Origin of the sequence: Micromonospora maris AB-18-032 (assembly GCF_000204155.1) — a bacterium.
GTDB lineage: Bacteria > Actinomycetota > Actinomycetes > Mycobacteriales > Micromonosporaceae > Micromonospora > Micromonospora gifhornensis.
On the sequence record NC_015434.1, the window covers coordinates 6,336,906 to 6,353,827 of the forward strand.

Here is a 16,922-nt window from a genome sequence, read left to right on the forward strand (position 1 = left end):
CGACCACCACTTCGCCCACAAGGATTGATCATGAAAATCTTATGGTCGTTGATCTACTTTCTGGTATTCGTGCCGGTCGGCATCTTCTTTCGACTGTTCCGCGATCCGCTCCGTCGGAAGTGGCAGCCGGAGCTGAGCACGTACTGGATTTTCGACGAGAGACCGCGTTGACACCGGCCACCGGTCGGCAGAACCAGGAGAGCAGCACGTGATCGGTATCGACGCAGGGTTGGGCATCGCCGCGGTGGCGCTGGCGATGGTACTCACCCCAGGTCCAAATATGATCTACCTGGTCTCCCGGTCGATCACCCAGGGCCGGGCCGCCGGCCTGATCTCCCTGCTCGGCGTCGCGGTCGGGTTCTTCGCCTACCTGCTCGCCGCGGTGACCGGCGTCTCCGCGGTGTTCGCGCTGGTACCGACCATGTACACGGCAATCAAGATCGCCGGTGCGTGCTACCTGCTGTGGCTCGCCTGGAACGCCATCAAACCCGGCGGCCAGTCGGCGTTCTCGCCCAAGGATCTGCCCATCGACAGGCCCCGGAAGCTGTTCACGATGGGCCTGATGACCAACCTGCTGAATCCCAAGATCGCCGTTCTGTACGTGTCGTTGCTCCCGCAGTTCGTCGATCCGGCGAAGGGTGACATCGCGGCGCAGAGCCTCTCCCTGGGATTGATCCAGATCACGGTGGCGCTCACCGTCAACTGCCTGATCGTGCTCACCGCAGGCTCGGTTTCCTCCTTCCTCGCCCGCAAGCCGACCTGGTTGCGGGCACAGCGCTACGCCATGGGGACGGTGCTCATCGGCCTCGCCGTGAGCATGGCCTTCGACCGAACGGAAGCAGCAGCACCCCGACAGTGATTCACCCGTTCGAATCGGGACATCGACGCAGACGCGAGGAGGCCGTCCTGATGAAGCCGCACATTCTGATCATTCACCGCTGGCGTGACCACCACGCCGGGTACGCGGACTACCTCGACCACGACCTCCACCACGTCACCTACATATGCACCGAACTGGCCACCGCTTCGGTACCTGCCGCGGCCTCCGCCGTGTCGATCGTCGCAGCCACCGACCGCCTGGACCTGGTGAGCGCCGCTGCCGACGGACTGATCGAGCGATTCGGCCGGCCCGAACGGATCATCGCCCTGAACGAGGGCGATCTCGACACGGCGGCCGAGCTGCGCGCCCACCTGGCGGTGGCCGGTGATCATCCCGACCAGCTCGCTCCGTTCCGCGACAAGCTGGTGATGGCGCAGACCGTGGTGGCGGGCGGCGTCGCCATCCCGGAGTTCGCCGACGCACCCGACACCGAGGCCGTCGTGCGTTTCGCGGACCTGCACGGCTGGCCGGTGATCGTCAAACCACGACGCGGCACGGCGAGCCGGGACGTGCTGCGCCTGAACTCGGTCGACGATCTGGTCCAACTCGACCGGCTCGCGCCCGAACCACGGATGGTGCAGACCTTCTGCCCGGATCAGGTTTTCCACATCGACGGCCTCTGGACCGGCTCCGAACTGGGTGCCTGGCGGGCTTCGCGCTACGTGAACACCTGCATGGAGTTCGCCGCCGGGGACGTGCTCGGCTCGGTGGAGGTGGACGACCCCGAGCTGCTCGGCCCGCTTGGCGAGTTCCTCGCAAGGGCCTGCGCCGCCTTCGGTGACGAGCCGTGGGTGTTCCACATGGAGGCGTTCGTCGGACACCGGGCCGACGGCAGCATCCGGATCAACTTCCTGGAAGCCGGTTCCCGGGTCGGCGGCGCGGAGATCCCGTTCGTCTGGCGCGAGGTGCACGGCGTGGATCTGGTGGAGGCCGCGGTGCACATCCAACTCGGCCGCCGCCCGATCGTACGGTCGATCAGCGGTCAGCGGGTCGGCGGCTGGCTCCTGGTGCCGACCCCGGTGCCCGCGCCCTGCCGGATCACCGTGGCGGAACTCGACCTGCCACCGGCCGAGTGGCCCTACGCCCGGGTGATCCCGGACGTGGGCACCGTGATTCCGAAGGCCGGCGGCTACGAGCACGTCGGGGCCCGGTTCCGGTTCTCCGGGGCGGCGACCGACGACGTGGAGAAGGCCATCCGCCGTACGGCCGGCCAGCTCTGGTTGGAGTGCGTGCCCAGCCAGTCGGACCTGCCGGTCGCGGGCTGACCCGTGATGACCGCCTCGTTGTCCTTCCTCAGCCATCCGCGCGGCCCGTTGAGCAGCATCGAGTCCAGGGCGTACGAGTTCGCGGTGCTGGGAAACCGGATCGACGCCGACCGCCCGCCGCCGGAGGTCGGCATCAGCCGGAGCGACTGGGCCCACGCCTGCGAGAGCCTGCTGCGACGCCGGTTGCTGTCCCGTGCCGACGACGGTGGCCTGACGGCGGTGCATCCCGAGATCGCGTTGAGCATTCTCAACGCGCCGCTCAGCGACGAGATCCGGCAGCGCGAGGAGGCGATGGCCACCAACGGCCGGGTGATCCAGTCGATAAGCATGCGGCTGGCTCAGCTGGCCGAGAACGGCAGGCAGCGCGACGGCGTCCGGGTGGTCCGTGGCGAGCAGGCTCTCCGCGACGAGATCGACGCGGCGATCCTGCGCTGCACCACGGAGATCCACTCACTGCGTCCGGGCGGCCTGCGGTCGCAGGACCACTTCAGCGCCTCCGCGACGTCGGCGAGTTCGATCTTCGAACGGGGGTTGCGGTGCCAGTTCCTCTACCACCACACGGCCCGCTCCAATCTGGGCCTGGTCGCCCGGGCCAAGGCGGTCGCGGAGCACGGTGGAGGCATCCGTACCACCGCGGCGAGCTTCGAGCGCCTGGTCATCTTCGATCGCAAGCTGGCGTTCATCCCCGTCGACGCCCCGACAGCAGCGGGTCGGGGCGCGGCGGTCATCTCCGACGAGCTGGTGGTGGAGTACCTGTACCGCACGTTCGTGCACCTCTGGGCCAACGCGGTCCCGCTCGAACTGCCCGAGGACCAGATGGACGAGGTCTCCCTGGACACCAGGATGGCGATCCTCCGGCTGATGTCCGCGGGGCTGAAGGACGAGGCGATCGCCAATCGACTGGGCATGGCCCTGCGTACCTGCCGGCGGCACATCTCCTCGATCCTGAAGGGCCTCAATGTGTCCAGCCGGTTCCAGGCCGGCATCAAGATCGCCCAGCTCGGGATTCTCACCGACGAGGTGATCGATTCCGAGCAGTCCGGCCGGACCGACATCAGCCCGCTGTGGTGACCCGTGCAGGTCGCCCTTCCCCCGTACCGACAAGGAGAGCCGAGCAGACATGAAGCTCCAGCGTGAGATCCTGACGCCCCAGATGCTGCAGTACGACGACTTCTCGTCGCGCGGCGAGACCGAGTACGTGCCGTACCTGATGTACTTCAACCGGCCGAACTACCGGTCGGACGCGATCAACACCGACCGGCTGGGTTTCCGCATCTCGCACAGTGCCACGGAGCAGGCGTCGGTCGGCAGCAGCGTGCCGGAGGGTCCGGTCCGCCTGCTGGTCGGCGGCTCCGTCCCGCTCGGCTACGGCTCCACCAGCGACGCGGCCACCATGGCCTCGCGACTGTGGACCGAGCACGCCCCGTCGCGTCCGTGGCTCACGTACGCCGGACACTGCTACAACTCCACTCAGGAGCTGTTGTTGTTCCTGCTCTACCGGCACCTGCTGCCGCCGGTCGAGGAGATCGTCATCTTCAGCGGCTTCAACACCCTGGTGATGTCCCGACTCGTCGAGATGCACCGCGCGGACCAGGGCCCGTTCTACTTCTGCGGCGAGTTCTTCGAGCAGATGGAGGAGGTCAAGTCCCGGCACCGCAAGTCGTCCCGTGGCTTCGGTCGCCGTAACAAGCCGACGGTGCCGGCCTGGCCCTCACCCGACGAGGTACGCCCGGAGCTCGACGACGCGATCGCCAGCGCGGTCGACCTGGTCGGCCGACACCTGGACAGCTGGCAGGTGCTCGCCGCGGCCACCGGCGCCCGGGTCTCCTTCGTGCTGCAGCCGCTGGCCACCTGGCTGCGGGAGGAAACCGCGCCCCAGGAGAAGCTGATCTTCGACGAGCTGGACCGGATCTCCAAGCTGGGCACCTGGGAGGCGCTGTACGGCGACGTCGCCTCGGTGGAGGCCGGGCAGCGGTACGCCGACGCGCTCGCACCGGCCTGCGAGAAGCGGGGCGTACGGTTCGTGAACCTCAACCCGGTGCTGCGCGCGGCCGTGACCGACCAGACCTGGTTGTACGTCGACCGGGCCCACCTGACCGACGAGGGCAACGACATCGTCGCCGCGCTGCTCGCCGAGCAACTCGGCCTGTCCTGAGACCCGGCCGATGACCAGGAAGCCATCGAATCACCACGAAAAGGTGCTCAACTGATGTTCAGAGTAGCCGTGATCGGGGGGCGACCCGCCCCGATCAAGGGAGCCAGGGAATTGGGCGTCGACGTCGTGCTGGTCCACCAGCCCGGCCAGTACGAGGAGTCGATCCGTCAGCACTGCGAGCAGATCGTGCACGCGCCGCTGGCCGATGGCCCGGCGATGCTTGAGGTGCTGCGACCGCTGCACGAGGAGCGGCCCTTCGACCGGGTGCTGACCGTCTCGGAACCGTGGGGCGTACCCACCGGGCACGTGGTGGACGGCCTCGGCCTGCCCGGGACCACGGAGCGGACCGCGCGCCTGCTGAAGAACAAGGCGCTGATGCGCGAGCGACTCGCCAAGTACGACCTGAGCCCCGTCCGGTATCGGGTGGTGCGGTCGGAGCAGGAGGCGCTCGACTTCCTCGCGGAGATCGGCGGCCCGGTCGTCCTCAAGCCGATCGACGGTGCCGCCAGCCGGCACATCCTGCGGGTGGACGACGCCGCCGGGCTGCGCGACGCCTGGCGTCGGCACACCGAGGCCGGCAACACCTCGGTGCTCGCCGAGGAGTTCCTCGCCGGCCCGGTGGTCAGCGTGGAGTCGTTCTCCTTCGGCGGACGGCACCTGCCCGTCGGATACTCCGAGTACCTGGTGAACTCGCACCACGTCGAGTGGCAGGTAAGCGTGCCGAGTCGGCTCGCCGCAGCGCACCTGACGGAGCTTCGGGACCTCACCGTACGCCTGCTGGACGCGGTCGAGTTGACCGAGGGCCCGTCGCACAGCGAGTTCGTCCTGACCGACCGGGGTCCCCGGGTGCTGGAGTCACACGCCCGGCTCGGTGGCCACGCCATCCCCGAGTTGGTACGCCGGGCGTACGGCCTGGATCTGGCGCGGATGTGGCTGACCGTGCCACTGGGCATCGACGAACTGCCTGCCGAAGCCCCGCAGCCCAGCGCGGGAGCAGCGATCCGGTTCCTGCGGCCCGAGCCCGGGAAGATCCGCGACATCACGGTGGCCGAGGACATCCCGGCGGTGGTGAAGCGGGTACCGCCCGGCGAGTTGGCCGACGTGTACCTCCCCTTGCTCGGCGAGTTGGTCGACGTTCCGGTCGGCGCGGTCGTGCACAAGAACCCCGGCGACGTGATCACCCCGATCCACACGCTTGCCGACTGCAGTTCCGGTTACGTGCTGGCCACCGGGGCGGACGCGGATGCGGCGGTCGACACCTGCGTGCTGGTCGACGAGAAGATCCGTTTCCACACGTGACACTCCTGGGGCATCACGACTTCCGGCTGCTGTGGACCGCGCAGACCCTGGGCCAGTTCGGCACGCATTTCAGCCGTGTCGGACTGCCCCTGGTGGCGATCCTGGCCCTGGACGCGACCGCCTTCGAGGCCGGTCTGCTGGCGACGTTCCAGACCGTGGCGTTTCTCCTGGTCGGCCTTCCCGCCGGAGCGTGGGTGGACCGGCGGCGCAAACGTCCCATCATGATCGCCGCGAACCTGGGCCGCGGCCTGCTGTTGGCGTGGGTTCCGGTGGGGGCCTACCTGGGTGTGTTGACGCTGACCCAGCTCTACATCGTCGCGCTGGGGGTGAGCGTCGGCACCCTGCTGTTCGAGACGGCGTACGTGAGCTATCTGCCACTGATGCTCGAACGCGGACAGCTGGTCGAGGGCAACGCGAAGCTGGAGAGCACCCGGTCGGTCGCCCAGGTCGGCGGCCCGACGCTCGGCGGCTACCTCGTCCAGTGGTTCGGGCCCCCGCTCGCGGTGCTCACCGTCGCCGGCGGCTACCTGGCCTCGGCGCTGGCGGTGAGCCGGATCCGCATGCGGGAGGCCCTTCCCGTCCGGGGCGCCAGCAGCCATCTCGTCGGGGAGATCCGACAAGGGCTGTCGTACGTCTTCCGGCATCGCGTCCTGCGGGCGCTCGCCGTCTCGGGCGCGCTGTTCAACCTCGGGGTGTACGTCACCGGGACGGTGGTCGTGGTGCTGCTCGCCCAGCAGCTGCGCATCTCCCCCGGAACGGTGGGACTGTGGTTCGCCATCGGCGGGCTGGGCGGGTTGGTCGGTGCCTTCGTCGTCCAGCGGATCAGCGTACGGCTCGGGCCGGGGCCGACGGTCTGGGTCGGCATGGCCGTGGCCGGTGTCGCCGGCCTGGTCGTACCGCTCGCCGACGCCGACTGGCGACTCTGGCTCGCGGGGGCGGGCAACGCGCTGGTCTCCACCGGACTGGTGATCAACAACGTGAACAGCATGGCGATCCGCCAGCAGCTGTGTCCGCAGGAGTTGCAGGGCCGGATGAACGCCACCATCCGCTTCCTCGTCTTTGGAGCCATGCCGATCGGCTCGTTCCTCGGCGGTTTCCTCGGTGAGCAGATCGGGCTGCGCGAGACCCTGTGGGTGGGTGCCGTGCTGAGCCTGGTCGCCGTCCTGCCGGTCTACTTCTCGCCGCTGCGGACCATGCGGGGCCAGCCGGATGCCGACGATCAGAAGGCTGCTCCGGAGAAGGTCGGTTGACCGGTTCTCCGTCACTCCCACGGTGGGAGTTCTAGAAGGGTCGGGCTTCCGCCCGACCTGTCGGTGTGCCATGCTGACAGGCAACAGTTCTAGAACAGATGGAGCCGACGTGACGGACCTGACCGTGCTGCCCAACGGCAGCCTCATGGCCGATCCCGGCGAGCGCGGCAGGTTCGGTGGGCACGGTGGCCGCTTCGTGCCCGAGTCGCTGATCCCCGCCTGCGCCGAGCTGGAGGAGGCGTTCCGGGAGGCGTGGGCGGATCAGCGCTTCCGCCGCGACCTCGACCGACTGCTCGCCGTGTACGCCGGCCGCCCGACCGCACTCACCCCGGCCTGGCGGCTCTCCGCCGAGCTCGGCATCAACGTGCTGCTCAAGCGGGAGGACCTCGCCCACACCGGCTCGCACAAAATCAACAACGTGCTCGGTCAGGCCCTGCTGGCGCGCCGGATGGGCAAGACGCGGTTGATCGCCGAGACCGGTGCCGGCCAGCACGGCGTCGCGACGGCCACCGCCGCCGCGCTGCTCGGCCTGGAAGCAACCGTCTACATGGGGGCCAAGGACGTCGAGCGGCAGGCACTCAACGTGTTCCGGATGGAACTGCTCGGTGCCGAGGTCATTCCGGTCACCGGCGGCAGCCGCACTCTCAAGGACGCCACAAGCGAGGCCCTGCGGCACTGGGTCACCCGGGTCGACGACACCCACTACTGCATCGGCTCCGTGATGGGCCCGCACCCGTACCCGTGGATCGTGCGGGAGTTGCAGCGGGTCGTGGGTGAGGAGGCCCGCGCACAGTGCGCCGCCGAGCTGCGGACCGGCGTGCCCGACTACGTGGTGGCCTGCATCGGCGGCGGCTCGAACGCCGCCGGCACCTTCGCCGGCTTCGTCGACACCCCGGCGCAGCTCATCGGCGTGGAGGCCGAGGGTGGGGCGGCGGTCGCCTTCGGCCGGGTCGGTGTGCTGCACGGCTTCCGCTCGTACGTTCTGCAGGACGAGGACGGTCAGGTCAGCGAGGCGCACTCGATCGCGGCCGGGCTCGACTACCCGGGCATCGGCCCGGAGCACGCCTTCCTCAACGACTCCGGGCGGGCCCGCTACGTCACGGTCAGCGACGAGGAGGTCATCCCGGCGGTACGGCGACTGGCCCGCACCGAGGGGATCCTGCCGGCCCTCGAATCGGCCCACGCCATCGCCTGGGTGATCCGGGCCGCCGAGAGCGGCGAACTGCCCCCCTTCTGCACCGTGCTGGTCACCCTGTCCGGGCGCGGCGACAAGGACATCCACACCATTCGGGAAGCGGCATGAGCGGCAAACTCCTGGTTCCCTACGTGACCGGCGGCATCCGACCCGACTGGACCCGGTACGTCGAGGAGTACGCGCGCCACGGCGCCGACATGATCGAGATCGGGCTCCCGTTCTCCGACCCGATCCTCGACGGACCGACGATCCAGCAGGCGTCGCACCACGCCCTCCAACAGGGCGTCACGGTGCGTTCCATCCTCGACGACCTCACCGGCCTGAACGTCGACGTACCGCTCATCGCGATGACGTACTACAACCTGGTGATCCACAACCCGTCGTTCTGCGCCGATCTCGCCGCGGCCGGCGTCAGCGGGCTGATCGTGCCCGACGTGCCGATCGACGAGGTGGACGAGCTGGAGGCGACGGCCACGGCGGCCGGGGTCGACCTCGTCCTGCTCGCCGCGCCCACCACCACCCCGTCGCGGCTGGCCGCCATCGCGCAGCGCAGTCGACGCTTCGTCTACGCCGTGTCCGTCATGGGCACCACCGGTGAGCGTGACCGGCTCGGCGAGGACGCCCTCCGGCTCGCCCGTGAGCTGCGGGCCATGACCGACCTGCCGGTGCTGCTCGGCTTCGGCATCTCGCAGCCCGCCCATGCGGTGGCGGCCGCCGACGCCGCCGACGGTGTCGTGGTGGCGTCGGCGCTGATGCGGATGGTGCTCGACGGTGCCGGCCCCGAGGAGATCGGTGCCACGATCGCGGAGTTCCGGGCGGCGCTGGACGGCGTGGTCGTGGGAGTCGGCGGGTAAGCGCGGGCCTGGGCAGGTGCCCTGTGCCGCTGCCGCCCACGGTGCGCCAGACTGGGGCACCGGTACGGCGGTGCGGTGGACGGGAGACTCCCATGGGTGATGCGACGACGACGCCCGGAGCGGGTGCGCCGGCATCCGGTGGCCGGCCACCCGCGCGGTACCGCCAGATCGCAGCCGACCTGGCGTCCCGCATCCACCAGGGCGAGTACGCGCCCGGCGAAGCGCTGCCCGCCCAGCGGGAGCTGAGCGCCCACTACGGCGTCACGCTGATGACGCTGCGTCAGGCCCTGCAACAGTTGTCCGACGAGGGACTCATCGTCCAGCAGGCAGGGCGGGGCACGTACGTCACGCCGGTTCAGGCGGCGTACCGGGTGGACACGCTGCGCAGCTTCACCGAGGACCTGCGCGAGCAGGGCCACGAGGTGGTCACCCAGGTCCTGTCGAGCGGGCTGCGACGCCCGCCGGCCTGGGTGGCCGACCGGCTCGCAGGTGGTGACGGCGAGCGCACCCTGCGCCTGGAACGGCTGCGCCTGCTCAACGGCCGTCCCGCCATCCACCAGGTCTCCTGGGTGCGGTCGCCGCAGGGGGCGGCGATCCGGGAGCGCGACTTCGTCACCACGTCGCTGTACGCCGCCCTGGCCGACTGCGGAGTCGCCATCCTGCGCGCCTCGGAGCGGATCGTCCCGGGCGTGCTCTCCGCGCCGGTGGCCGGGCACCTACGCCAGCCGGTCGGCAGTCCCGTCTTCGTCAGCGAGCGGACGACAGTGGCCCTCGACGGCACCGCAGTGGTGGTCGACCGGGCGGTGATCGTCGGCAACGCCATGGAGATCCGTGCCGAGCGGGCCGCGACCCGACTGTCGGTGCGGTGGGGTGCCGTGCACTCCCCGGCCGCCTCGGGCGACGAGCGACAGGCCCCGCAAGCACCGGTGCGGTAGGCGACCGCTCGCGCGTCACCGCCGAAGAAGCGCGCGTCACCGCCGAAGAAGCGCGCGTCACCGCCGGGGAAGGCAGCAAGGTGCCTGGCCACTTCTGGCCTCCGCGACGGCGTTGTTACCCATCGTGTCCGTGCGGCATCTTGGGGTCTCGGGTGTCCGAACGACTGGGCGTTCCACCCGACACGACCGCGAGTTGGGGATTCGCGGCGACTCCCATGATCGGAGCCAGACATGTCCCGCGCACTTCGGGTGGCCCGTCACCACCTGGACGACAGGACCCGTGACCTGCTCGACAAGGAGCTCACGGCCGCCCTCTGCGACATCACGCTGGATTCGGACGCGCACGAGGCGATCCTCGCCCGAATCGGCGCACACGCCCTGCAGACCCATCTTCCCGGCGAGATCCTCCAGGCGTTGACGTTCTACCCGGCGACCGGCTCGCACGTCCTGACCATCGGTAACCTGCCGCAGCAGGAGTTCCCGGCCACACCGCGCAACGGCTTCACCGACGAGACCGCGATGGCCGTGACCAACGCGCTGCACTTCGGTCTGCTGCAGTTGCTCTCGCTGACGCCGTTCGCGGTCGACTACGAGAACAACGGCCGCTACATCCGCAATGTCGCGCCGAATCCGGCGGCGGCCGGCACCACCAGTTCCTGGGGTGCCGATTCGGAGTTCTTCTGGCACACCGACAACCCGCACCTGCCGTTCGGCGGCAAGGGCGTCGACCCGCGCCGGTACGTCCCGCGCTACCTCAGCTTCTATGCGGTCCGCAACGAGGAGCAGGTACCCACCGAGGTGCTCGCCATCGAGGACGCCGTGGCCGCCCTCGACGACGCCACCGTCCAGGCCCTCCAGTCGGCCCAGTTCCTCGTCGGCCCGCCCGCGTCCAACGACGAGACCGCGCCCCTGCCGGACGCCGCCCTGTTGGAGCAGAGCTACGAGGGCACCCGGGCACGGTACGACCGGGGCACGGTCACCGGGACCACCCCTGCGGCGGCCGCTGCCCTGGACCGCTGGGTCCAGGCCCTGGAGCAGGCGCGAGCCGAGGAGTTCGTGCTGAGCCCCGGAGATTTCCTGATCTTCGACAACTACCGGGTGCTGCACCGCCGACGGGCCTTCCAGCCCGGCCCGACGGAGACCGCCCGCTGGTTGCGTCGTTGCTATGCAAGCTGACCTGGGTACACGGAGGAAGACCATGGGCAAATATCGCGTCGCCGTCATCGGTGGTATGCCCGCGCCGATCCACGGCGCCAAGGAACTCGGCATCGACGTCGTGCTGGTGCACGAGGAGGGCAAGTACGAGCAGTCCATCCTGCAGCACACCGAGCGGGTCGTACACGCTCCGCTGGCCGACGGCCCGGCGATCCATGCCGCGCTGAGCCCGCTGCATGCCGAGCGCCCGTTCGACCGGGTGATGACCACGACCGAGGTCGCCGCGATCTCGTCCGGCTACGTCGTGGACCAGTTCGGTCTGCCCGGCGTCACCGAGTTCACCGCCCGTGCGCTCAAGGACAAGGCGCTCACCCGGGAGTGCCTGGCCAAGGCCGGGGTGGAGAACGTCCGCTACCAGGTGGTCAGCTCGGTGGACGAGGCGGTCGCCTTCCTGGCGCAGGTCGGCGGCAAGATCGTCCTCAAGCCGCTCGACGGCGCGGCGAGCCTGCACATCAAGGAGGTCGAGACCCCCGCGCAGGTGGCCGAGGCCATGGCGGAGCTGGCCGCCGCGGGGATCACCAACCCGATGGCGGAGGAGTTCCTGTCCGGCCCGGTGGTAAGCGTCGACTCGTTCTCCTTCGAGGGCCGGCACCTCACGATCGGCTACTCGGAGTACCGGATGAACGACCGGTTCGTGGAGTGGGAGGTCAGCACGCCGAGTCGGGTCGCCGTGCCGTACCTCGCCGAGCTGCGGGAACTCACCGCCAAGCTGCTGGACGCCGTCGGTGTCACCGAAGGGCCGTCGCACAGCGAGTTCGTCCTCACCCCGGACGGTCCCCGGGTCCTCGAATCGCACGCCCGGCTCGCCGGCAGCGGCGCCCCGGAACTGGTCCGCCGGGCCTTCGGTCTGGACCTCAACCGCATGTTCCTCACGGTCCCGCTTGGCATCGACGAGCTTCCGCTGGAGTCTCCGGCACCGATCGGCGGCGCGGTCGCGCTGTTCCTGACCCCGGATCCGGGACCGATCAAGTCGATCACCGTGCACGAGGACATCCCGGCGAAGGTGCTGCGGATCCCGCCGGGTGAGCAGGCCAAGGTGTTCATGCCGTACCTGTTCGAGTTGGGCGCCGAGGACACCGCCGTCGTCATCACCAAGAACCCGGGGGACGAGGTCGCGCCGCTGTTGACGGTCGCCGACTGCAGCAACGGCTACATCCTGGCCTCCGGCACCGACGCGCTCGACGCGATCGCCAAGGCCGAGGCGATCAACGCACAGATAGAATTCGCCATCGGTTGATGCAGCCACGCGGCTGCGATCGGGCGAAGTGCCGTCCTCCGGGACGGCACACGCCTGCCGGAACAGTGGGAACGGGAGACGAAACGCCATGAAGCGCACCGCGGTCGTGACGGGCGCCAGCAGCGGCATCGGAGCGGCGACGGCGCGCCGGCTGGCCAAGGACGGGTTCTTCGTCGTGGTGGCGGCCCGCCGACTGGACCGGCTCCAGGCTCTGGCGGCGGAGATCGGTGGTCAGGCGGTCGCGCTCGACGTCACCGACCAGGCGTCCGCCCAGGCTCTGGCCGCCGGGCTGGAACGCTGCGACGTCCTGGTCAACAACGCGGGTGGGGCGGTCGGGGCTGACCCGCTGGCCAGCGCGTCCCCGGCGGACCTGATGCAGAGCTTCGAGGTCAACGTGCTGGGCATGCTGCACGTCACCCAGGCGCTACTGCCGCTGCTGCGGTCCTCCGACGCGCCGACCATCGTGACGGTGACCTCGACGGCGGCCCACGTGAACTACGAGTTCGGCGGCACCTACACGGCGGCCAAGCACGCGGAACACGCGCTTGTCGAAACGCTCCGGCTGGAGTTGTGCGGCGAACCGATCCGGGTCGTGGAGATTGCGCCGGGGATGGTCCGTACGGACGAGTTCGCGGTGAACCGGTTCAAGGGTGACGCGGACAAGGCCGCCGCCGTCTACGCGGGTGTGGACCGGCCGCTGGTCGCCGAGGACATCGCCGAGTGCATCGCCCTGACGGTGGGGCTGCCCAGTCACGTCAACGTGGATCGTCTCGTCGTGCGTCCGGTCGCCCAGGCCGCCCAGCACAAGGTGCACCGTCAGCCGCTCTTCGGCGGCTGACGACCGGCTGCGGGCTGAGTCGCCGTGCCAGGCGGCTCAGCCCAGGTCCTCTGCTCTGAGCTTTCCCTTCGCCACCAGGTTTCGAGCGAGGAGAATCCGGCCCAGGAGGATCGCCTGCACGTTGCCGAGCACGACCAGGACGGCAGCGAGCAGGTTGTCGCCGTCGATCAGGATCCAGGCGGGCAGAGCGGCGAAGAGGACCACGGGCACCGCGTACACCCAGAGTGGATAGCGCAGGTGGTGGCTGAGTGAGCTGTCGAAAAGCTTGGGCACGGGATCATTAGATCTCACCTGGGACGGATTGCCTGCCCCAGCTACCGGCTGTGCCCGCTGCCGCTGGTGGATCACCACCAGGTGGGGTAGTGCCGCAGAACCCGTTCCGCTGGTTCCGGCGGCTTCGAAGTGCGTTCCCGCCACGCCCGGACGACGTCCGGGCCGTGCACGAGGGCGCCCGCGACCAGCAGCAACGGTGGCGTGAGCCATCCGAGCCAGTCGAACCACAGGTCGAGACCGGCCACCAGCCACAGCAGGAAGCCGAGGCCGAGCAGTACCTGTCGAAGACGTGGGCGCCGCACGCCGGCCAGTGTAGAACCGTTTCCGTACGGCGCCCGCTCCGAGCAGCTCAGCAGTTGGTGTAGCCCTTGCCCTTCTTGCTCCACGAGCACTTGTCGATCTGCTTGCCGCTGGCGTTACGCAGGTAGGCGGTGTCGCCGGTGTTGTTCCAGATGTAGTTGCCCGAGCCCCAGTAGCGGGTGCTGGCGGTGTTCTTGCCCTTGCCGGTACGGATGATGACGCTCTTGCCCTTGCCGAGCTTGAAGTCGCCGCTGAACTTGTAGACGTGGTTGGCCTTGTCGCGCAGCGTCCAGTTCTTCAGGTTGATGGTGCTGGACCGCCGGTTGGTCAGCTTCACGTACTCGGCGTTGAGGCTGGAGTTCGAGCGGTTGTCCGTCCCCGGCGAGTCGTAGTACACCTTCGTGATCTCGATGGCCGGAGTGGCGGCCTGCGCCGGAGCGGCGGCGGCCAGCGAGCCACCCACCGTCATGGCAACCGCGGTGATGAGTCCGAGAAGCCTTCTCGTCATGCGTCTTTCCCCCACTGAGAGCGCCGAATTCGGCGCGGTCGTGTCACACCGACGCGCGTGACGGCAGCGAGGTTAGCGACGGGAACGGGCAACGTGAATACCCGCGCACGCCGTGCCGTCGAATACGATCCGCGCGGGTTGATCGGACATCCGGCCGGGTCGAATCGATCAGCCGTTCTGGATGATCAGGACCGACCCTGGTCCAGATTCACATCGACCGAAGGGTGCTTCGTCGGCCGTTGTGGACGGTGCCTCGACGGCTCTGGGCATCGGCGCGGCCCAGGAAGGGCCCCGTTGGCCAGCCCCACCCGTACAGGAAGCTCAGTAGCCGCAAGTCATGCCGGCGGTGTGGCTGACCTGAACGGTGTGCGTGACACAGCCGCGGTCGCTCACCTGATGCAGCAGCAGGGCGGTCGGCTCGGTGACCCAGCCGATCTGCTCGTCGTCGCTCATGGTCAAGGTGGCCTGCCGCCAGGTGCTCGGCGCGACGGTCAGCACCGTTCCGGCGAACATGGTGGTCACCGGCCGGTGCAGGTGCCCGGCGGCGACGCGTACCACCTGGGGGTGTCGCAGCAGCACCTCGGCGAAGGCGTCACCGTCGGCGAGGCGGATCTCGTCGGCGGCCGGGATGCCGACCTCGACCGGCGGATGGTGCAGGCAGAGGACGGCCGGCACGTCGGGCCGCGCGGCGAGCACCCCGTCGAGCCAGGTGAGCTGCTCGGCACCGAGTCGACCGCCGTTCGAGCCCGGAACCAACGAGTCGAGCACCACCAGGGTCAAGCCGGGCTGCTCCACCTGGTAGTACGCCGAGAAGCTGCCCCCCAGCCAGGGCGTACCGCCGAAGGCATCCAGCAGCGATTCCCGATCGTCGTGGTTGCCGGTGGTCAGATACAGCGGCAGCGGGAAACGACCGATCACCTCGCGCAGCGCGGCGTACTCGTCGGGCCGACCATGGTCGGCGAGGTCACCGGTGATCACCACGCAGTCGGGCCGGGGATTGAGGGCCAGCACCCGCCCGAGCGCGTGATGCAGCCCGGCCGCCGGCTCGGCACCGAGTACGCCGGTGGTGAGGTGCGGATCGCTGAGGTGGGCGATGAGCATGGCGCCTCCACTCGACCGGGACCCTCACGCTATCGCTGCGACGGCCCGCGCGTGGGCCCACAGGCTGCATCCACAGCCTGTGGATAGCACGTGTGTACGAACAAATCCGCTCCCCGCCACCATGAGTACGCTTGATCAGCGTCCCGGAACCGGCCGGGACCCGAGCCGACCTGGGACGACGCACAAGTGGATCACCAGCAAGTCATCCGCGACGTCACGGTCCGCCTACCCATGGCGTCGACCGTCGCCGAGGTCTGCCAGGCGACCGTGGACGCTCTGGCCCGCTACACCCCCGCGACGATCGCCGTCCTGCTGCACGTCAACGGTCGACTCCGCTGCGTCGCCGCCACCGGTTCCTGGCAGGTCTTCGCCACCGTCGCCCCCGACGCCGGCATCGTCGGGCGGGTCTTCACCGGTGGTCGGTCGGCCGTCGTCCCGGACATCAGCACCGACCCCGACCACATCCCGGTACGCCCCGACGTCACCGCCGAGGTGTGCGTACCCATCTGCGATCCGGCGGGCCGCCGCATCGGCGTACTCGACGTGCAGTGGACCGGCCCTGCCGAGCTCGCCGCGTGGCGGGCGACCGCCGAGCGGGTCGCCGGACGGCTGGGTGCCCGGATCATGGCGCTCGGCGGCCCGGCGGAGAGCCGCAGCGAGAAACTGCTCCGGCACGCCGCCGCGATGACCGCCGCCACCACCGAGTGGGACCTGCTGGCGACCGCGACCCGGGCCGCCCGAGACGTGTCCGCCCTCGACACGGCGATGCTGCTGCTGTCGGGCCGCAGCGGTCCGCAACTCAGCGAGCCGACAGCCACCCCCGGCGAGCTGGAGACCCGGATCCGCGCCGAACTGGCCGAGGCCGGCCCGCAGGCGCTGCGCGCCATCGTCGCCCGAGCCCACCGGTACGGCACCGGTCACACCCTCGGCGAGGCGGGCCACCCACCGACCGAGGAACACGACCCGCTGGTACGGGCCGGGGTGCGCACCCTGGTGGCGGTACCGCTCGGCTCACCCGAGGGTGGCGGGGTGCTGCTGGTCGCCGGCGAGCGGTTGCTGCGCCCGGACCCTCGGACGGTCAACCTCCTGGAGTTGCTGGCCGGCCAGGCGTGGACCTGCCTGGACCGGCTGCGCACCCTCGACCGGCTACGGGAGCAGGCCAGCTCCGACCCGCTCACCGGGCTGCGGCACACCGGCCCGTTCGGGCAGCGGATCGCCACCGCCACTCCGGGGCGTACCGCCCTGCTGGCGATCGACGTGGACGGCTTCAAGACCGTCAACGACACGTACGGCCACCAGGCCGGTGACCGGGTGCTGGTCGGGCTGGCCCGAGCCCTGGAAGGCGCGCTGCGGCAGGGCGACGAGCTGTACCGCATCGGTGGCGACGAGTTCGTCGCGGTGATCGAGGTGAGCCGCCCCGAGGAAGCGGTCCGGGTGGCCGAGCGACTCACCGAGGCCGCCCGCCGAATCGGCCGTACGATCAGCGTCGGTGTCGCCCTCCCCCGCCCCGGCGAGTCGCCCGAACTGACGCTCCGCCGCGCCGACCAGGCCCTCTACGCCGTCAAACGCCAGGGCCGCGACGGCGTCCGCCTCTCCGCCGCCTGACCCCACCCAGCC

The 16,922-nt window shown here is 69.8% G+C and carries 18 protein-coding genes; 14 read left to right on the forward strand and 4 right to left on the reverse strand.

The features are described 5' to 3' along the window. Window positions 1-30: 30 nt before the first annotated feature. The 13 genes from VAB18032_RS32190 (at window position 31) to VAB18032_RS28165 (ending at window position 13,123) form a co-directional block, all read left to right on the forward strand. Window positions 31-171, forward strand: a complete 141-nt coding sequence (locus VAB18032_RS32190; RefSeq protein WP_013736331.1) for a hypothetical protein — start codon at window positions 31-33, stop codon at window positions 169-171. A 37-nt stretch (window positions 172-208) separates the two neighbouring features. Further along, on the forward strand, window positions 209-859 hold the full coding sequence (locus VAB18032_RS28110) for a LysE family translocator (protein WP_013736332.1): 651 nt from the start codon (window positions 209-211) through the stop codon (window positions 857-859). A gap of 50 nt (window positions 860-909) precedes the next feature. Then, window positions 910-2,145 (forward strand): ATP-grasp domain-containing protein, encoded by a 1,236-nt coding sequence (locus VAB18032_RS28115; RefSeq protein WP_013736333.1) that lies wholly within the window; start codon window positions 910-912, stop codon window positions 2,143-2,145. 6 nt (window positions 2,146-2,151) lie between these two features. Next, on the forward strand, window positions 2,152-3,216 hold the full coding sequence (locus VAB18032_RS28120) for a helix-turn-helix transcriptional regulator (RefSeq protein WP_013736334.1): 1,065 nt from the start codon (window positions 2,152-2,154) through the stop codon (window positions 3,214-3,216). A gap of 49 nt (window positions 3,217-3,265) precedes the next feature. Further along, window positions 3,266-4,300 (forward strand): SGNH/GDSL hydrolase family protein, encoded by a 1,035-nt coding sequence (locus VAB18032_RS28125; protein WP_013736335.1) that lies wholly within the window; start codon window positions 3,266-3,268, stop codon window positions 4,298-4,300. Window positions 4,301-4,354: 54 nt separating this feature from the next. Further along, window positions 4,355-5,599 carry an ATP-grasp domain-containing protein gene (locus tag VAB18032_RS28130; protein ID WP_043722224.1) on the forward strand — a complete coding sequence of 415 codons (1,245 nt, stop codon included), beginning with the start codon at window positions 4,355-4,357 and terminating at the stop codon, window positions 5,597-5,599. Further along, window positions 5,596-6,849, forward strand: a complete 1,254-nt coding sequence (locus VAB18032_RS28135; RefSeq protein ID WP_013736337.1) for an MFS transporter — start codon at window positions 5,596-5,598, stop codon at window positions 6,847-6,849. Before VAB18032_RS28130 ends, VAB18032_RS28135 begins: the two co-directional genes overlap by 4 nt. Window positions 6,850-6,958: 109 nt before the next feature. Next, window positions 6,959-8,152, forward strand: coding sequence for a tryptophan synthase subunit beta (trpB, locus tag VAB18032_RS28140; protein WP_013736338.1), 1,194 nt, complete (start codon window positions 6,959-6,961; stop codon window positions 8,150-8,152). After that, window positions 8,149-8,898, forward strand: a complete 750-nt coding sequence (trpA, locus tag VAB18032_RS28145) for a tryptophan synthase subunit alpha (RefSeq protein ID WP_013736339.1) — start codon at window positions 8,149-8,151, stop codon at window positions 8,896-8,898. Before trpB ends, trpA begins: the two co-directional genes overlap by 4 nt. Window positions 8,899-8,990: 92 nt before the next feature. Further along, entirely contained in the window at window positions 8,991-9,833 is an 843-nt protein-coding gene (locus VAB18032_RS28150; RefSeq protein ID WP_013736340.1) for a GntR family transcriptional regulator, read from the forward strand. A gap of 231 nt (window positions 9,834-10,064) precedes the next feature. Further along, window positions 10,065-11,009, forward strand: a complete 945-nt coding sequence (locus VAB18032_RS28155) for a TauD/TfdA family dioxygenase (protein ID WP_013736341.1) — start codon at window positions 10,065-10,067, stop codon at window positions 11,007-11,009. A gap of 22 nt (window positions 11,010-11,031) precedes the next feature. After that, window positions 11,032-12,285, forward strand: coding sequence for an ATP-grasp domain-containing protein (locus tag VAB18032_RS28160; protein WP_013736342.1), 1,254 nt, complete (start codon window positions 11,032-11,034; stop codon window positions 12,283-12,285). 88 nt (window positions 12,286-12,373) lie between these two features. Then, window positions 12,374-13,123 carry an SDR family oxidoreductase gene (locus VAB18032_RS28165; protein WP_013736343.1) on the forward strand — a complete coding sequence of 250 codons (750 nt, stop codon included), beginning with the start codon at window positions 12,374-12,376 and terminating at the stop codon, window positions 13,121-13,123. Between the two features lie 36 nt (window positions 13,124-13,159). Here the strand turns inward: VAB18032_RS28165 and VAB18032_RS28170 are convergent, their stop codons facing one another. The 4 genes from VAB18032_RS28170 to VAB18032_RS28185 form a co-directional block, all read right to left on the reverse strand. Next, window positions 13,160-13,396: a hypothetical protein gene (locus tag VAB18032_RS28170; RefSeq protein ID WP_013736344.1), complete on the reverse strand. Its 237-nt coding sequence runs from the start codon at window positions 13,394-13,396 to the stop codon at window positions 13,160-13,162. 71 nt (window positions 13,397-13,467) lie between these two features. Beyond that, the gene (locus VAB18032_RS28175) at window positions 13,468-13,698 is read right to left on the reverse strand and encodes a hypothetical protein (RefSeq protein ID WP_013736345.1); all 231 of its coding nucleotides are present in this window, start codon (window positions 13,696-13,698) and stop codon (window positions 13,468-13,470) included. 47 nt (window positions 13,699-13,745) lie between these two features. Beyond that, window positions 13,746-14,204, reverse strand: coding sequence for a lamin tail domain-containing protein (locus VAB18032_RS28180; protein WP_126711404.1), 459 nt, complete (start codon window positions 14,202-14,204; stop codon window positions 13,746-13,748). Between the two features lie 321 nt (window positions 14,205-14,525). Continuing rightward, entirely contained in the window at window positions 14,526-15,305 is a 780-nt protein-coding gene (locus VAB18032_RS28185) for a phosphodiesterase (RefSeq protein ID WP_013736347.1), read from the reverse strand. 186 nt (window positions 15,306-15,491) lie between these two features. Between VAB18032_RS28185 and VAB18032_RS28190 the strand changes: the two genes are divergently transcribed. After that, window positions 15,492-16,910 (forward strand): sensor domain-containing diguanylate cyclase, encoded by a 1,419-nt coding sequence (locus tag VAB18032_RS28190; RefSeq protein ID WP_013736348.1) that lies wholly within the window; start codon window positions 15,492-15,494, stop codon window positions 16,908-16,910. Window positions 16,911-16,922 lie beyond the last annotated feature (12 nt).